Annotated in this window: 11 protein-coding genes, 1 tRNA gene and 1 pseudogene; 8 read left to right on the plus strand and 5 right to left on the minus strand. The window is 51.2% G+C overall.

Features of this window, described 5'->3' with window-relative positions; translation table 11 throughout:
• Positions 1-17: 17 nt before the first annotated feature.
• Complete coding sequence (locus QWY27_RS14415; protein ID WP_290199124.1) at positions 18-1,061, minus strand: YeiH family protein; 1,044 nt, start codon at positions 1,059-1,061, stop codon at positions 18-20.
• A 100-nt stretch (positions 1,062-1,161) separates the two neighbouring features.
• Complete coding sequence (locus tag QWY27_RS14420) at positions 1,162-2,358, minus strand: M20 aminoacylase family protein (protein ID WP_290199126.1); 1,197 nt, start codon at positions 2,356-2,358, stop codon at positions 1,162-1,164.
• An 86-nt stretch (positions 2,359-2,444) separates the two neighbouring features.
• Between QWY27_RS14420 and QWY27_RS14425 the strand changes: the two genes are divergently transcribed.
• From QWY27_RS14425 to QWY27_RS14460, 8 genes and pseudogenes are all read left to right on the plus strand, one after another.
• Positions 2,445-4,112, plus strand: a complete 1,668-nt coding sequence (locus tag QWY27_RS14425) for an AMP-binding protein (protein ID WP_290199127.1) — start codon at positions 2,445-2,447, stop codon at positions 4,110-4,112.
• A gap of 2 nt (positions 4,113-4,114) precedes the next feature.
• Entirely contained in the window at positions 4,115-5,836 is a 1,722-nt protein-coding gene (mnmC1, locus tag QWY27_RS14430) for an FAD-dependent 5-carboxymethylaminomethyl-2-thiouridine(34) oxidoreductase MnmC1 (protein ID WP_290199128.1), read from the plus strand.
• Between the two features lie 49 nt (positions 5,837-5,885).
• Entirely contained in the window at positions 5,886-8,054 is a 2,169-nt protein-coding gene (locus QWY27_RS14435; RefSeq protein WP_290199130.1) for a glycoside hydrolase family 31 protein, read from the plus strand.
• Between the two features lie 66 nt (positions 8,055-8,120).
• Positions 8,121-9,422, plus strand: coding sequence for an amidase (locus QWY27_RS14440; RefSeq protein ID WP_290199132.1), 1,302 nt, complete (start codon positions 8,121-8,123; stop codon positions 9,420-9,422).
• A gap of 45 nt (positions 9,423-9,467) precedes the next feature.
• Positions 9,468-9,544: transfer RNA gene (locus tag QWY27_RS14445), tRNA-Lys, on the plus strand.
• 273 nt (positions 9,545-9,817) lie between these two features.
• On the plus strand, positions 9,818-10,423 hold the full coding sequence (locus QWY27_RS14450; RefSeq protein ID WP_290199135.1) for a type IV toxin-antitoxin system AbiEi family antitoxin domain-containing protein: 606 nt from the start codon (positions 9,818-9,820) through the stop codon (positions 10,421-10,423).
• Positions 10,414-11,122 (plus strand): annotated as a pseudogene (locus QWY27_RS14455) (nucleotidyl transferase AbiEii/AbiGii toxin family protein). The gene QWY27_RS14450 and the pseudogene QWY27_RS14455 overlap by 10 nt, the downstream one beginning before the upstream one ends.
• 193 nt (positions 11,123-11,315) lie before the next feature.
• Positions 11,316-11,765 carry a DUF1134 domain-containing protein gene (locus tag QWY27_RS14460; RefSeq protein WP_290199137.1) on the plus strand — a complete coding sequence of 150 codons (450 nt, stop codon included), beginning with the start codon at positions 11,316-11,318 and terminating at the stop codon, positions 11,763-11,765.
• Positions 11,766-11,834: 69 nt separating this feature from the next.
• On the opposite strand, the gene QWY27_RS14465 is transcribed toward QWY27_RS14460, so the two are convergent.
• The 3 genes from QWY27_RS14465 to QWY27_RS14475 all read right to left on the minus strand — a co-directional run bounded on the left by QWY27_RS14465 (position 11,835) and on the right by QWY27_RS14475 (position 17,297).
• Positions 11,835-13,100 carry a sensor domain-containing diguanylate cyclase gene (locus QWY27_RS14465; protein ID WP_290199139.1) on the minus strand — a complete coding sequence of 422 codons (1,266 nt, stop codon included), beginning with the start codon at positions 13,098-13,100 and terminating at the stop codon, positions 11,835-11,837.
• Positions 13,101-13,169: 69 nt separating this feature from the next.
• Complete coding sequence (locus QWY27_RS14470) at positions 13,170-15,020, minus strand: diguanylate cyclase (protein ID WP_290199140.1); 1,851 nt, start codon at positions 15,018-15,020, stop codon at positions 13,170-13,172.
• Between the two features lie 405 nt (positions 15,021-15,425).
• A complete protein-coding gene (locus QWY27_RS14475; RefSeq protein WP_290199141.1) occupies positions 15,426-17,297 on the minus strand; it encodes a potassium transporter Kup in 1,872 nt (623 codons plus the stop codon).
• Positions 17,298-17,515 lie beyond the last annotated feature (218 nt).

Genomic DNA, 17,515 nt, shown 5'->3' on the forward strand with positions numbered 1-17,515 from the left:
GAGTACGCCATGGTTGTTCAGGTGACAAGCTTCACTAATGCGTAGCCGCCGAATGCAAGCAGTATAAACAGGATCACGCCTAAAGCTACGACACGGGGGCCGGCCTGACGAATTTGTGTGAAGCGTGTTTCGATTCCCAAGGCAGTCATCGCCATGGTTAAGACGAAAATATCCAGAGTTCTCAAGGCCTGCAGCACATTGGGCGGAATGACGTTTGCAGAGTTGATCAGCGCAAGGACTAAAAAGCCGATCGCAAACCAGGGGATCGGTAGTTTTGGACGGGGAGCGCCAGCCTCGGCTTTGGCGATGGCAGTGTGTCGTAGCCAGATACCCAGAATGATCAGTACAGGCACGAGTAGGGCGACGCGTGTCATTTTCACGATCGTGGCGACTTCTGTGGTTGCGGCATCGATGTTGCTAGCGGAAGCGACAACCTGCGCGACCTCGTGGACAGAGCCACCCAGAAAAATACCGAAGGCGCGTGGATCCATCCCAAACCAGCCTGCCTGATAAAGGATAGGATAGAGGAACATTGAAATCGTGCCAAAAAGAACAACCGTTGCCACGGCGACTGCCGCTTTATGAGGCGCGGCTTTCAGTGTGGATTCAAACGCCAGCACAGCGGCTGCACCACATACGGCGCTGCCAGCTGAGGTCAGCATTGCTGTATCGCGATCGAGCTTGAGAAGTTTGGTTCCGATCAAGGTGCCCAGGATCAACACGCCCAGAACGATGCCAACCGAGACAACCAGGCCGGGTAGTCCGACTTCGATGATTTGCTGGATGCTGATGTTCAGCCCATAGAAGGCCACGGCGACGCGCAACATGCGTCTGGCGGTAAAGTGCACGCCCACGCCCCATTCCGCCGGCATCGTTCCGCGCAGGAAGTTGCCATACAGCATCCCGCAAACAATACCGACGACCAGAGGACTGAACCCGAGTGTCTTAACAAAAGCCACTCCTGCGAGTTGTGTGACTGCAGCGGCGAGCAGACCGACAAAAAGAACGCCATTGATCCTGTCACGCCAGGGAGAAACAACAGCACTTGCGGGGTGAGACATATCTATTCGGTCAGCTGGTTGAAAGTGACCGAGATACTAACCCGAAACATCCACCCAATCCAAGTGATCGTTTTGCTACGTCAATTTTCAAAATAGTGGTTTAGGTGCGTTTAAACCAGTTTTCAGCGAGTTTGACCCAGTACGTGGCACCAAGGGGGAGCAGATCATCGTTAAAGTCGTAAGAGCCGTTGTGCAGCATGCATGGCCCCAACCCATGTCCAGACTCACGATGTTCTCCCGAACCGTTGCCAATCCACACATAGCAACCTGGCACTTCTTCGAGCATGAAGGCAAAGTCCTCGGCGCCCATGGTGGGAGTGACGTGGTCGTTGACGTGTTTGTCCCCCACGATTTCACGCATGACCTCCGCACAAAAGGCCGATTCTTTAGGATGATTGATTGTTGGTGGGTATTTGCGCGCAAACGTAAAATCCGCTTCGGCACCCATGGCGGCTGCAGAGTGCTGGATGATTTCGCGCATGCGCTGTTCAATCATGTCCAGCGTTTCGACCGTAAACGTTCTGACCGTACCGCGCATCTCGGCTTCGGTAGGAATGACGTTGTCCGCGCTGCCAGTATGAATCTGCGTAATACTCAACACCGCTGCCTCGAGGGGATGGCGGTTGCGGGTCACGATGCTTTGTAAGGCCTGGGCGATGTGCACGGCTGTCATCACTGGATCCACGCCCAGATGAGGCATGCCGCCGTGCGCGCCTTTGCCGCGCACCGTGATGTGAAACTGGTTGCTTGAGGCCATGATCGGTCCGGCAGTCAGACCAAAATGACCAACGGGCAGACCTGGCCAGTTGTGCATGCCAAACACCGCTTGCATGGGAAACTTGGCAAATAGGCCGTCTTCCATCATGCGCTTGGCGCCTGCGCCACCTTCCTCGGCGGGTTGAAAAATGGCATAAACCGTACCGTCGAAGTTTTTATGCTCGGCAAGATAACGCGCGGCGCTCAACAACATCGCGGTGTGGCCGTCATGTCCGCAACCGTGCATTTTGCCGGGATGCCGGCTGGCGTGCTCAAAATTATTGAGCTCCTGCATGGGGAGCGCATCCAGATCCGCGCGCAAACCAATTGCTCGGCTGCCTGGTGTGCGTCCTTCAATAATTCCCACCACGCCTGTTCCGCCTAAACCCCGGTGGATCGGGATACCCCACTTTTGGAGGGCATTGGCGACAACATCCGCGGTGCGTAGTTCTTCGTAACACAGTTCCGGATGGGCGTGCAGATCTCGGCGAATTGCTTGAATTTCGGACTGCCAATTGAGAAAGGGCTCTAGAAGTTTCATGCAAATCACTCTAAAAGATAATGTCTAACGGTATTATGGATCTAAATAGTTGCCACTAAAGAATAACCCTCACCAGCAACCCGATTATGCAATATCCTTGGACCAATCAATACCCGGCGGGCGTTCCAGCCGATATTCCGGCCCACGACTACGTATCGCTTGTGGATTTGCTCGACCGCGCATGCGAAAAGTATACACAGCGCACTGTTGCAAGTTCGTTCGGGGAAGCCTTGAGTTTTCAGGCTCTCGATCGAAATGCGCAGGCGTTTGCGGGCTGGCTGCAGTCGCTTGTTCTACCAAAAGGGTCGCGGGTGGCCTTGATGATGCCCAATGTCTTGCCTTATTTGGTGGCGTTACTTGGCACGCTTCGTGCCGGACATGTCATTGTCAATGTCAACCCTCTTTGCACGCCCAGAGAGCTGTCTGTACAGTTGCGTGATAGCGGAGCATGCACCATCGTGGTGCTTGAAAGTGTCGCACATACCCTTGAGCAAGTGACGGACTGTCCTGAGCTCAGGCATCGCGTGGTGGTCGCGCCGGGAGAGATGTTAGGTGCAATAAAGGGTTGCTTAGTCAATATGGGGGCGCGTTACGTCCGCAAGCTTGGGCCTAAAAAACCCATTCCCGATGCTTGGTCGTGGGGTGCAGTCCTTAAACAAGGGCATCACCATCCTTGGGTGGCTCCGAAGCTTTCTTTGGAAGATCTGGCTGTTTTGCAATACACCGGCGGCACAACAGGTCAGCCAAAAGGGGCGATGTTGACGCATGGCAATTTGGTGGCCAATGTCTTGCAGGTGGAAGCCGTCGCCAGACCTGCTCTGGAAGATCTGCTTGCACAACCGCTGACGATGCTCACGGCGCTTCCGCTTTATCACGTGTTTGCCATGACAGTCTGCGGTTTTTACGCCATGCATGCGGGCATGAAAAGCGTGTTGGTCATTAACCCCAGAGACCGTGCGTCCTTGATTTATGCAATACGTAAAGAGCCGCCACACGTATTCCCGGGTATCAACACGTTGTTTAATGCGTTGGCCCACGATGAGCGTTTTGCGAAGCTTGATTTTTCGGACTTGCGCTTAGCCTTTGGTGGGGGCATGGCGATCCAGCGCGCAGTGGCTGAACAATGGCTGCGTGTCACGGGCCGACCCTTGATCGAAGGGTATGGATTGTCTGAAACCTCGCCCGTAGTCGCCGCCAACCCAACCAATGCCAGCCAGTACTCTGGGAGCGTTGGACTGCCTTTGCCTTCTACTGAAGTGTGTATTGTGGATGACCAAGGACAGCCGGTGAGTCAGGGTCAGGAGGGCGAGGTTGCAGTGCGCGGGCCGCAGGTTATGAAAGGATATTGGCATGCACCGGCAGAGACTGCCGCAGTGATGACCGCCGAGCGGTTTTTAAAGACGGGTGATATCGGCCGTATGGATGAGCGAGGCTATATCTTTATTGTTGACCGCAAAAAAGACATGATTCTGGTCTCTGGCTTTAATGTTTACCCCAACGAAATCGAGGCTGTTGTGAGTGAGCTCCCCGGCGTGCTTGAGTGTGCCGCAGTGGGGGTGCCTGACGCCCAGTCTGGCGAAGTGGTGAAATTATTTGTTGTACGACGAGACCCGCAATTGGATGAGGTGGCAATCCATGCATGGTGTCAGACGCACTTGAGCCGCTACAAGTGTCCGAAACTCATTGAGTTTAAAGAAGAGCTCCCCAAAAGCACTGTCGGGAAAATTTTAAGACGTGCGTTGAGGGATGCTTGACCATGCTTTTTGCCAGTTTGGGGCTGCCAGAGCAATGGCGAGGCCTGAATCAGTACACCTTGCTGGAGGCTGACTTTGGCGAGGGCCTAAACTTTGTCAAGCTCTGGGAGTGCTGGAGGAAAGATGCGGCGCGCCCCAAGCGTCTGCACGTTGTGGCCTTAATGACTGCGGTGGTTGAGTCGCAGACGATCAGCACTCGGTTGCGTGCGCAAACGCCAGCAGCTCTGCATGGACTGGTCGACCAATTGGCGTCTCAATGGCCACTCAACTTGCCAGGGACACACCGGCTGGATTTTGAAGCGCTCGCCCTGACGCTGACTCTAGTGGTTGGTCCAGTTGAAGTGACTATTCCCCGTCTCGCTGTAGCGTTGGATGCTGTGTTGTTTAGCGGATCGCAAGCACAATCCCAACACGAGCTTACCAACCTGTGGCAAGAGTCGCTTCCCCGCCTCGCGCGTGATCCGGCTGGTATACGTTTAGCTTTTAAAGAAGGGCTGTACATAAAAGGCTGTTTGCCCTCTACTGCGGGCACAGCGGCTCTCAATAATCGGGACGTACTGGATCCCACAAGTCGGATGGTCCGTTACGCACTCGGTGAGTCAGTCACCAAGCGGGCTCTGGTGATTGGTGCGGGGATTGCGGGGGCGGGGGTTGCGCATGCGCTTGCTTTGCGCGGTTGGCAGGTGCGGGTGCTGGATGTGCAACAACGTCGCCAGCAAGCCCATGGTGATCACCTTGCTGCGGCACTGACACCGATGGTGACACGTGACGATGATATCCGCGCGCGACTGTCTCGAGCGGGAAGCTTGCGCGCCCAAAGCCGTTGGTCACAGGTGAGTCGAGATATTGTTTGGCGTTGCGGAGCGCTCCAGCTTCAGCGGGTGAGTGGCCGAATTGTGGATCTCAAAGGGGTGCTCGAGGGGCTTCGTTTTCCGCAAGAGTGGGTCCGCTATGTCACTGAAGTCGAAGCGAGCGAGATCGCAGGTATGCCGTTGACGCGAGGGGGGTTGTATTTTCCCGGTGCGGCGCGCATTCAGCCTGAAAGACTGATTGACACGCTACTGACCGTGCCTGGCATTGAGCGAGTGGATGCGCATGTTGAACGCGTGAGAAAGACTGGAGGACAGTGGGAGGTCATCGATGCGACTGGAGAGGTCATTGGCGAAGCCCCCCAGTTAATTTTGGCGGCTGCCCAAGGCACTCAGGAGCTCTTACTTCGCAGTGCGCTACTGGATCCTTGCGAAAGAATATCTTTGATGCACCAGCTGGGAGGAGAAATTTCGTTGTTGCCCTCGCAGACCTTGGCAGGCGGGCCCCGCTGCATAGTCTCTGGTGATGGCTATGTTTTACCGTCAGTTGGGGGGCTGTGTGTGGTGGGTAGCAGCTATATTCATGGCGCCCAGCAGGTTGAACCCAGTTTGGCGGGACTTTCGGGGAACTTGAGCCGTGCAGCCAATTTGCTGGGACAGGCTGATCTACCGGAGCGGTTTGACAATTTTCGGTCGGGTGACTTGAAGGGTTGGGCAGGCTGGCGCGCCGTATTGCCTGGACGCCTGCCCGGTATTGGGCCCGTCACCTCTCAGGAGGGGCTTTGGATAGCCGCCGGCTTTGCTTCGAGAGGCCTGACTTGGTCCAGTTTGGCCGGGGATCTGATCGCTGCAGCCTTGAATGCCGAGCCCTTGCCTTTGGAACGGGATATAATGGACAAAATTAGTCAAACCTAGACAAAATCCAAAATAGCGCCCTTAGTCGCTTTTTCCCTTCGCGCTGAACATGCACCTAGAATCGCTAAAACTTGTCGACACGTTACCTTCGAGGATCGTATTCGACGCGGGTGCGGGCATGAAATTGGTCGTCGAGCCTCATGCCCCCGGTGTATTCCGAATCCGTTGTGGTCTGCCCGAGGCCGTTGCTGCTGATATCTTGCCCGGCGTTCGCGCGCGTGCGCATGCAGAGGTCTTGCTGGCGCGACCTGAGGCGATTGGTGAGGCGATTCTTGAGCCTCTATCTGGACCTGCAAAAGGTTGGCGTTTAGTGCAGGGTGATACCGCCCTCGACATTACGATCAACCCCTTCAGACTCCAGTTGCATCGCTTAGGTAAAAAAGCCCTGTCCCTTTGTGAGGGTGGCATTGCGCTGGTGGATGCTTTGTGGACGGTTGGTTTTGATCTGGCCCAAGAGGAACAGATTTTTGGTTTGGGCGAGACCTCTGGCGATCTGGATCGCCGGAAAGAAACGATTATTTCCGATGCCCCTGATCACAGGGCGTTGCCCTTAGCCTGGGGACCGTCGGGCTGGGGCGTTTACGTCAACACGCTCGCACGCGTCGAGCACGATCTGGGTGCAGAGTCCGCCTCTCAGTATTTGATTGCCATAGAAGACAAGACGCTCGATCTGTTCCTGTTTGCAGCCGAGCCCGCGGAAATACTCAATCAGTACACGCAGCTGACGGGTCGTGCGGGACAGCCATCGCTCTGGTCGATGGGGGTTTGGGTGGAGCAGCACGATACGCATAGTGCCGCACAAACAGCTGAGTTGATCGCTGAGTTTCGTAAACAAAATATCGCAGTCGATGGCGTCCTGTTGTTGCCACCGTCTGCATGGTCTTACCAGGATTCCAAACTTCTACCCGAGTGGGATGCCGAGCGCTTCCCCAGTCCAAAGCAGGCCATCGATTCTTTCGTGAAACATGCGACGCATCTTGGGATGCATACCCTACCTGCTGTTGCGATTGACACGACGACTTTTTCCGAGCTTGAGGATCGCGGCTGGCTGTTATGCAACGAAACGGGCGAAGCCCATGTGTTTCCAGGCGTTCCAGCAACTGCCGGTAAGCCGTTCGCTTTGCTCGACCTGACGCATCGTGATGTGCTCAATACCTGGTCTGAACGACATCGCCATCTTGCAGAAGAAGGAGTAGGCGCCACAGCCTGTGACGTTCAGTTCGACATTCCCGACAACGTCGTGGCGCGTGGCGGCGAAAGTGGCGCCGTGTTGCGCGCGCTTTATCCCGCCTTGGCACGTCGTGCGCTCTTTGAGGCTGCGGCAGGCCATAAAGTCCCCCCAGAAGGTGTTGTATTCAGTTCGGACTTGTTTCCAGGCGCTCAGCGCCTACTTTGGCAAAGCGCGCCACGCGTACCCAATACCTGGGCCGGTTTACAGCAGACATTACGTAGTGCGCTAGCGATTGGTGCAAGTGGCCTGCCTGTTCAGATGCATGCGCTGGGCAACGCACTGGCTCCCGTTGAAACAATGACGCCGGAGTTGTATCTGCGTTGGCTGGGTATGGCTGTTTTTTCGGGCAACTTCGCATTTCAGGCGCATCCACAATTGGTCCCCACCGCGTTTGATGAACAAACGCGAGCGCATGTCCAGACATGGCTGCAGTGGCGTTATCGTTTGATTCCCTATGTGCTCGGCGCCATTGAAGACGCCGCGCGCACAGGACTTCCTGTTCAGCGTTCCATGGCGCTGTCTTTTCCGGCTGATCGCCAAGCGCATCGCTGGGATACACAATACTTGCTCGGTCCCGCTTTACTTGTCGCACCTGCGATGCAGCCTGGCGAGGATATCCAGGTCTACCTCCCTGAGGGTGAGGCATGGTGGGATCTCAATACTGGCTGGCGCTACGAAGGTGGTTCGGTATTGACCGTCACCTGTGGCTTGGGCACCCTTCCAGTATTTGGGCGTGAGGGTCACATGCTTTGTCTGGGACCGACCGCCAACCACACGGGTGAGTTCAACTCCGCCAGAATTTTGGACGAAGTCTGGATGTTTGGGATGCCTGTCCACAACCCTGTCGTGATGCGCAACAAGATACGCGTGATGCAAATGCAGGGTTCGAGCTACATCAAAGGCCTAGAAGGTTTGCGGATTTCGCCCTCCGAAGGTCTTGAGGTCAAGCGTCGAGGCGCCGAAGTTCGAATCTCCCGCGCACGCTAATCTCTTGCCATAACCGCTTTCTTGGTGTCTGATGGGTTTCAATATTTTTCATTGGAGCCTAACGACATGTCGACTATTCCCAGCGCAGATCCACACGCACTGTACGCACAAACCGTGACAGAGACTTCGGCACGCATCGCGCGTGGCGAGGTAACACACGAGCAGGTGCTAGAGTCGCAACTCGGTCGAATCGCTGCGCGCGAGCCCTCAGTCCACGCTTTCAAATGGCATGATGCGGACAACGTCAGGGCACAGTTGGCTGCCGTATCCGCTCGTCCCGGAAAATTACCACTTGCGGGTATCGCGATTGGTATTAAAGACATTATCGATACAGCAGACATGCCAACAGAATATGGCTCGGCTGCTTTCGTGGGCAATCGTCCTGCCAAGGATGCCGCGATCGTCACGCAACTCAAGGCCGCTGGCGCACTGATGATGGGCAAGACAGTCACAACCGAGTTTGCCAGTCAGTTTGCCGGCCCGACAGTCAATCCCCATAATTTTGCACACACACCAGGCGGATCATCGAGTGGATCGGCTGCAGCCGTGGCCGATGGCATGGTCGGCCTGGCCTTGGGCACGCAGACAGCGGGATCGACGATTCGGCCTGCGGCGTATTGCGGCATTGTGGGTTTTAAAGCCACACGCGGAAAAATCTCTCTTGAAGGTGTCAATCCTCTAGCGTCCACGCTGGATACGATGGGCTGGTTTGGCCGTTCGGTGGAGGATGTGAAGCTGTTGGCCTCGGTACTGCTTGGACCAACGCCTGCGGGTGAAAGGGCAGGTCTGATTCGCCTGGGCTGGTATCCAGGTCCAGAGGCGCAGCTGGCGGATGCAGATGCGCGCGAAGCACTTGAGCGAGCCAAAGAAGTGCTGCGGCGTAACGGCGTCGAGCTCGTAGACCTTGAGCTGCCAGCCAAAGACATCATTGCTTTGGGAGAGTCCAACCGTATCATCATGAATTACGAAGCGGGACATTTTTACGAAAAACTCTATCGCAATAAGGCACCACTGGGTAATCTGACGGTCGCAATGATTGAGTCCGGGCTCCAAATCACTGCCGCGCAATTCAATGCCGAACGCGAACATGCCGAGCGTTGCCGTCAAATGTTTGCTCAGGCAGCCAAAGGCCTGGATGCAGTCTTGACCCTAGCCTCTCCAGGTGAAGCGCCTTTGACGGAGCAGGGAACAGGCTCGCCCATGTTTAACCGTATCTGGACAACAATTGGCGTGCCTTGCCTGGGCTTGCCTTTTGGCAAAGGCGATCAGGGACTCCCGCTTGCTGTGCAGCTCGTTGCGGCCGAGGGCCAAGACCATCAGTTGCTTGCTTTGGGCGGAAAAATCGAGGCCTTGTTGGCGAAGGGCTAGTCCGTTTGACAGCCGATACTGAAAAAGTCATAATGTCGGGCTTGGGGGTCGGTAGCTCAGTTGGTTAGAGCAGCGGACTTTTAATCCGTTGGTCGCGAGTTCGAGTCTCGCCCGACCCACCAGTTTAGATAGTAAAATCAAGGACTTACGAAAAAGTAAGTCCTTTTTTTTGCCTCGAATTCTACCTACACACCGCTTACACACTGATTGTGCTTTTTTAGCCCATATAGGCTATTTAAAACAACACGAAAAAATCAGTCATATCTGACCCAGCGTTTAACCGCGACGCACAACATTTGTGCTTATTGGCATGAGAAAGTTTGAAAATCTAAATGATGGTTTACGAAATTGTATGTACTTATTGACAAGTACATACGAAAACGTAAAATAAACACATGCAATCTAAAGCTCAGCACCTAGCACTCGAACTTGCAAATAAGCGGGGGCTTGTACGCGCACGTGAGCTGGCGCTAATCGGTGCCGCAGGCGGTACGCTTCAACAACTGCTCAAAACTGGTGGTTTGGTCAGAGTCGGGCGTGGGGTCTACGTCCCAGCAGATCGAAAGCAAACAGAACTAGACGACCTAGGTTCAATCGCAATTAAGTATCCGCGTTTAGTTTTTTGTTTGATGACCGCTTTGCAGCTACACGGGCTGACAACCCAGTTGCCACATGAGGTGTGGGTTGCTGTAGGCCAGAAAGCGCGTGCACCAAGTATGGAATACCCGCCCCTGCGTGTCGTGCGTATGAGCGATATTTACTACGGTGTAACCACGGTATCAGTCGATGGCGTAGTCAACATACCTGTCACTGATGCCGCAAAGACAATTGCAGACTGCTTTAAGTTTAGAAACAAGATCGGACTCGACGTTGCACTTGATGCACTGAGAGATGCTTGGCTGCAGAAGAAGGTCACAATGGATGAGCTTTGGCAAGCCGCGGAGCATTGCCGAGTTGCAAACGTCATGCGTCCCTATTTGGAGAGCCTTGTATGGCGTTGAAGAATATTGGCGCATCCGTTCGAGCAAGGATCAGCAATAAATCCAAAGTAGATAACGTCAACACACAGTTCTTGTTAACGCGTTACGCATTGGAACGGATTTTGTATCGATTGGCTGTGTCTGAGCATCGTGACAGCTTCTTGCTCAAGGGTGCTCTGCTATTTGATCTCTGGTATGACGTGCCACTTCGACCAACACGCGATATCGACTTGTTGGGATTTGGAATGGCAGAGATTCCACACTTGGTCAACGTGTTTGAGGACTTATGCGCCATAAATGTCGAAGACGGAATCAACTTTGACCCGGCAAGCATCAAAGCAGCAGAAATCCGCAAAGACGCAAATTACTCAGGCACACGAGTGACTCTTATTGGCTCGATTGACGGTGCCAAATGTACCGTTCAGGTTGATGTTGGGTATGGCTAACAGTCGTATGAAAGATTATTTTGATTTGTGGGTGTTGCTGCGTAATGCAGCTTTAGAAGCTGCAATTCTTGATCAGGCAGTTCGAGCTACTTTTAAAAGAAGAGGTACCAAGATGCCTACCGATGTTCCATCGGGATTGAGTAATCAGTTCGCGCAAGACAAAACTCGTATTGCGTTGTGGGATGCATTCGTGCGGCGAAATAAATTGAAAGCGGAATCACTTGCGGACACTGTGATCTATCTTCGCGAAAGATTTGCTTTTACGTTCAATTAAAGATGCTTTGAATTGAGTGGACGATATGCGAAAAGTAATCCCACGCAAAAATCTCCACGAAACATCCACTCGCTATAAATATCCCGCTTTTCCATTTTTTTCTTGTCCATTTCCAATAGATCACGTAACCTAAATGATGATATTTTTCTCAAACGAGATGAATATGTTAAATTTTTCTTAATGGAGATGGGCAATGTTGGGTTTTCGTAAAGTTTTATCAAGTTTTATTCTTGGACTGTGTTTGGTGACAGTCGGCTCAGTCTCTGCGCAAACTAATAAGGCGCCATCTGGTACGGTCACCATTGACGAGACACAGTTTGGCTTCATTATTGGCGGTAGCATCGGTGGCGGTGTGTTGAGCTATCAAGGCAAAACCCACAAATTCAAGATTGGCGGGCTTAGCGTAGGCGCCAACATTGGCGTATCAAAAGTCTCTGCAAGCGGTGAAGTGTACGACCTCCCCAATCTCTCTAAATTCCCAGGTACTTACGTCAAGCTTGATGGCAATGCCACGATCGGTGGTGGCGTGGGCGGCACTGTGCTGAAAAACGAACATGGTGTTTTGATGAAACTCAATACGACTCAAGAGGGTCTTCAATTCAATCTGAGCGCCAACGGTGTTCAGGTCAAGCTTGAGAATTAATTCGATCGCTATTGCGTTTCACTAAGCTAGATTGAAAAAAGGACTTACATCAGTAAGTCCTTTTTTTCGTCAATCAGAATGCGCCATGCAAACCCGATTGCGGCCTGTGTGTTTTGCTTTGTATAGCGCATCATCGGCTCGGGCAATCAGTTTTTCAGCGGACTCTGTCTGGTCCCACTGGGCGACACCAAAGGACATTGTGATCTGGCCTACTTGCTCAAGATCAAGCTTTGTCAGGTCGTTGCGTATACGCTCCGCCAAAATCGCTGCGGTCTCACCTGAGCAGTTTGGCAGGACAATCAAGAACTCTTCTCCTCCCCAGCGCACGCAATAATCACTCCCGCGCACTGTTTTCTTTAGGAGAGCTGAAACTGCAATTAAAACTTTATCTCCAGTCAAATGACCATATTGATCGTTTATTTTTTTAAAGTGATCGATATCGCCCATCACCATACTAAATAAAACGTGATTAGCCTTCGATTCAGATAGAACATGCTCGATCAGTGTATCGCCCGCATGACGATTCAGTAGACCCGTCAGTGGATCCGTTTGAGCAAGTGATTCGAGTTTTTTTCTGTTTAAGACTCGCTCGGTGATGTCTTTGCCAATGCAAATATCAGAGGTCAATAGCCCATCTTGTGACTGGACGGTCGTGACGTCTTTAATGAGGTAGGCCAGCTCACCATCGCTCTTTCTGACAATCACCTCATTCTGTTTAAAGGAGGTGTTTTCAAGATTGAAAGTTGTTTTTTCTGAATCGACGTCCTGAGAGGTGTCCGAGCATATGAAAAACGGTTTTTTACCAATAATCTCTGAGGAGTTATAGCAAGTCAGTTTTTCAAAACCGTGGTTGACAAAAATAACATCGCCCGAAGTGTTAGTGACCATGACACAATCGCTTGTTTCCTGTAAAGCTTTGGCCAAAATGTCCCGCTCTCTTTCTGCTATGAGGAGTGAAGAAAGATTTGTTTGTACCGAAACGAAGTAGCAGATTTTTCCACGCTCGTTTTTGATGGGGGTGATGTTCCATTCAACGACGTAAGGCTTACCATCTTTGCGATAGTTGGTCGCGCGACCATGAAAAAAATCACCATCAATGAGACATTGTCTGAGCCGATCAATGACCTTCCTATCCGTTAAGGGTCCCTGCAATATCTTTGGATTTTGACCGATCAGCTCATGTCTGTCATAGCCTGTCATCTTGCAAAAAGAGTCATTGCATAAAATGATATGCGGACCTCCCTGTTCAAAATCAGCATCTGTAATGACGATAGAGCTGAAGCTTTGAGTAAACGAAGCTTCCAATATTTGTAATTTTTGTTGATCAGTTAACAACACATTTCACCTAGTCAGTCCTGAAAAAATATCAACTTGAAATAGGATTGCAATTTTTGATGTTGATGGTCATGCGTGAGTGTGTGAATGCGCGCAAACTCGGTTACGGCCTGTCTGCTTGGCCTCATAAAGCGCCTCGTCTGCCCTGGCAATGAGCTGCTCAACGGACTCGGTCTTGTCCCATTGCGCTACACCAAAGGACATCGTGATTTGGCCGATCTCGCCATGATCCTGGCTTTCAATGTCCATCCGTGTGCGTTCTGCTAATTTCACGGCAATGGCGATCGTGCAGCCTGGCAGCACGATCATGAACTCTTCTCCACCCCAGCGGATACAGTAGTCTCCTGCTCGCACGGCAGCCTTCATCGCAGCTGCGACATTTTTCAGCACCACATCACCCGCAGCATGACCGAACTGATCATTAACCCGTTTGAAATGATCAAGATCGCACATGATGACTGAAAAAGTAGTGTCGGTGCTCAAGGACTCTCTGACAGGTTGGTTGAGCACATACTCCGCTGCATTCCTGTTCAACAGTCCGGTTAGTTTGTCTGTATTAGCCTCTTGACGTAATTGTTCTTGGGTCAGTTTGAGTGTTGTGACATCCACGACGGTTTCTATAAAGTAATCTACTTTGTTGTCGCTATCAGGAAGCGCGGCAATGGATTTCAAGGCAGTGAAAGTTGTCCCGTCCGGACGTGAAAAAATATTTTCACGAATCAGCGAGCTATCCCTTGAACTATTTAGAAGATCCACAGGGGTCGTATGATTTTCTGAGTTCGCATTCAGGTGGTCTGCTTTCTGACCAATCATGGAATGATTGCCCATACCAAACAACTGAATGGCAGCTGGATTCGCATTCAAAATCGTATTGTTTTTATCCAGCATGAACATCGCGACAGGTGAGGCGGCCAATACCCTGTTGGCATAATTATTGAGTTGATCATTGAGCCGGGCTTTCATTTGTCTGTAAATTAGCCAAGTACCTATCGTGGTTAACAGAATCATCAAACTAGCGAGGATCAGAACTAGTTTGTTATTGGTACTGGACAGTAAACCCGTACCAGCAACTTTGCCAACCAAGACATAAAAAGGGTAGTGAGGAAGTTTGCTGTATGAAAATACTCGGTCAGTATGATCATGAGGAGATACTGTGCGGTAAGTGCCTTCTATTGGGGACTGCTCAAGCGTTTGCTCAAAAGCTTCCGAAACGTTACGTGAACCAATCCCTGCATCAATCGTTCTTGAGCTTGGATATCGACTCACTAACACCTGATTATCCGTTAGAAGCGCGATGCTCTTGTCACTCGGGAGGTGAATGTTTTTAAGAATTTCAGTGAGTTGAGAGACATCCCAGCGCAGAAACAAAACACCCGCAAAGCTTCCGTCAGGATTTTCCACTCTGCTAGCCAAGACAATTGCCCATCGATTGCTGAGCGCGGTAAAGATTGGATCTGAAAAATAAGTCTGACCGCTGCCTGACCACTCTGGTCGATCGCGTAACACCTTAAAGAAGTCACGCTCCGCTAAGCTGACGGGTTTTAAATGGTCAACACCATAGCGATAGATGCCTCGGCTATCCAGGAAACCGATATTGCTGAAGGCACCAGTCCAAGAGAGGGCTTGTTTTAAATAAGCATTAAAGGATGAAGGATCAAACACCCCTCGATTGAAGTCTTCTCTGTAGCGGGAGTCAACAGCTTTGAGCAAAGTCTCTGCTTCATCGAAAATGCCACTTAGTTGATATGAAAGTAGAGAGGCGGTTTTTTGGGTGGTTGCCTTCGCTTCGTTTTCGCTGTGTTTTTTTTCTTGCCAAAGTATCGCTGTTGCAAATGAGACGATCATCAGCACGACTGCCACGTTCGCAAAGGCATAGAAAAACGAAAGATTTTTTTGATGGGTAAGAGGTACAGTATTCACACTATGTACAGATGAAAAAGGATGGTTCGGGAATCCCCCAAACGTGTAATTTATAGCCTTTGGTTTTACTGAACTCTGATCAATATACAGACGTTTTTTTTTGAATAACAGAAGTAAATAAGTAGCTTTTTTCTAGTTAGTTTTGTGTAACTACTGGAGTTAATTCTAATGAACTAAGGTGTCTAGTTTTTAAGAGTGGGGTTTTGAGAAAATAATTGCTCAATGGCTTATTTCAAAAGCGATAAGCACAGCTGTAAGGTCTCGCCGAGGGTCTGAGACTGAGGAAATATGTTGTATTTATGTGTTTGGTGTAGCGGAACCAACATGAAGAGTAGGCTTCATGCATTACTTTGCTACCGGACGAAATAGTCATCACTATTGTCGATAACTGACAAGATTCACGATCTATAAAATGAGTCTCGCACCGATTTCGATCACTCTGTCTGGCGGCATTTCGAACATGCGTGATTGAGGAGTAGCGTTACGTACGAGCAGAGCGAAGAACCTTTTTCTCCAAACAGCCCATCCATTGCCACGTGCAACTTCAAGTGACCAGCGGTTGATGATATAGCCATAGCGGTCAATGGTCGTTTCGGTTGGAAAAAGTTTAGCAAGCTCATTGGGTAAATTGATTTGATCTCTGTAGCCATACTTCAGGACAACAAGGTGGACGCCATGCCCCAGGTCTTGTATCCGCTGTCGTTGGTCTTCAGGAACGCTTGGGACTTCTTCGATTTTGATATTCAGACAAATGACTGTTGATTGCAGCGCGTGCAGACGTTCAGCCATTAATACAATCGCCATCGGGGCGATCTGTTCATCACTTGTCAGGCAAACGGCTGTGCCTTTTCCGCGATAGGGTTTGAGAGTGTCCAGACTTTGAACGAAATCAGTTAGTAGCTTGCTGTGCGTGATTTCATGCGACTGTATGCTGCGCGCCCCGCGCAACCATGTCATGATGATGAACAGGACTAGCAGCGAAAAACCGACTGTGAACCAGCCACCGTGGAAAAACTTTAGCGTGTTGGCCGCCAGGAAAAGTCCGTCAATCAGCACGAAGGGAAGAATCAGGAGCGAGGCGATTAGCCAGGGCCAGCGACGGACATGCATGACGACGGCTAGCGCAAAAAAGTCTGTAATCAGCATGGTGCCAGTGACCGCAATGCCATAGGCTGCGCCCATTGCATTAGAGGACTGAAAGTACAGTACGAGCGTAATCACCAGCGCAAGCATTAGCCAGTTGACGGCTGGCAAATAGATCTGACCCGACTTTTGTTCTGAGGTGTGAATCACTCGCATGCGCGGGATGACCCGTAGTTGCATGAGTTGTTGTGTCATCGAGTAAACGCCTGAAATCACAGCTTGGGAGGCTACGACCGTCGCAAACGTGGCAAGAATAACAAGTGCATGTAGCGCCCATTCAGGGGCCATCCGGAAAAAAATATTATGCGTATTTTCAGGTGACTGCAGAACCAGAGCACCCTGCCCGAGATAATTCAGTACTAGCGCTGGAAAGGCGAGACGGATCCAGGCGCGTCTGATGGGACTCGCCCCAAAGTGTCCCATATCAGCGTAAAGTGCCTCGGCGCCCGTCATGCACAACACAACAGCCCCGAGAACAAAAAAACTCAGCAGTGATTCTGTTTGAATGAACTTTACGGCATAGACGGGATTGAGGGCATTGAGAATGTCCGCATGCTGAAAGATCGCATGCACACCCATGAGCCCAATGACTAAAAACCAGATCAGCATAGTGGGACCAAACAGTTTGGCGATGCGGTCGGTTCCTTGTCTTTGAAACAGGAATAAAGAAATCAATACGACCAGAGAGACTGGGACGACGTAGGGACTAAGCTTTGGAGAAATGGTTTCGAGCCCTTCGACAGCCGACACCACGGAAATGGCTGGAGTGATGATGCCATCGCCATAAAAAAGTGCCGCACCCAGTAATCCAAGAGGCATGAACCAGCGACGCAGGCCGCTATTTTTGGCGGTCTTGTTCAAGAGCAGGGTCATCAACGCGACAATGCCACCCTCACCGCCATTGTCAAAACGCATAATAAAGAGTACGTATTTGAGCGTGACAATAAGAATCAGCGACCAGATAAACATCGAAAGGACGCCATAAATATTTGCTGGCGTGATGGCAACTGGATGCAGGGTATCTACAAAGACCGCCTCAAAGGCGTAAAGGGGGCTGGTGCCGATGTCACCAAAAACGACACCCAAGGCACCAAGCACGAGTCCGAGGCCCGCAGATTTTTTTTGGGTATCCAACAATCGCTCCCTTTGGCAATCCTGTGAACGAAAACTTATGTGTTGACTAACGAAATAGAACTATAGACTGTATCAAATTGAAAATGATGTAATCTAGGTAAATTAGACTCTATGGTTAAGTGCTTCAGTACTAATATTTAACGAAGATAAATGGTAGAAGGATTGCTCAATATGTTCCCATCAGACTTTGTGTATGAGTTTTTTACCTTGTTGGTGAT

The sequence above is a fragment of the Zwartia vadi genome (assembly GCF_030410375.1).
GTDB lineage: Bacteria > Pseudomonadota > Gammaproteobacteria > Burkholderiales > Burkholderiaceae_B > Zwartia > Zwartia vadi.

What these genes read in the sequence shown, in the direction of transcription:
- QWY27_RS14415 (WP_290199124.1), bottom strand. Translation starts at nt 1,061, where the DNA reads ATGTCTCACCCCGCAAGTGCTGTTGTTTCTCCCTGGCGTGACAGGATC.
- QWY27_RS14420 (WP_290199126.1), bottom strand. Translation starts at nt 2,358, where the DNA reads ATGAAACTTCTAGAGCCCTTTCTCAATTGGCAGTCCGAAATTCAAGCA.
- QWY27_RS14425 (WP_290199127.1), top strand. Translation starts at nt 2,445, where the DNA reads ATGCAATATCCTTGGACCAATCAATACCCGGCGGGCGTTCCAGCCGAT.
- mnmC1 (WP_290199128.1), top strand. Translation starts at nt 4,115, where the DNA reads ATGCTTTTTGCCAGTTTGGGGCTGCCAGAGCAATGGCGAGGCCTGAAT.
- QWY27_RS14435 (WP_290199130.1), top strand. Translation starts at nt 5,886, where the DNA reads ATGCACCTAGAATCGCTAAAACTTGTCGACACGTTACCTTCGAGGATC.
- QWY27_RS14440 (WP_290199132.1), top strand. Translation starts at nt 8,121, where the DNA reads ATGTCGACTATTCCCAGCGCAGATCCACACGCACTGTACGCACAAACC.
- QWY27_RS14450 (WP_290199135.1), top strand. Translation starts at nt 9,818, where the DNA reads ATGCAATCTAAAGCTCAGCACCTAGCACTCGAACTTGCAAATAAGCGG.
- QWY27_RS14460 (WP_290199137.1), top strand. Translation starts at nt 11,316, where the DNA reads ATGTTGGGTTTTCGTAAAGTTTTATCAAGTTTTATTCTTGGACTGTGT.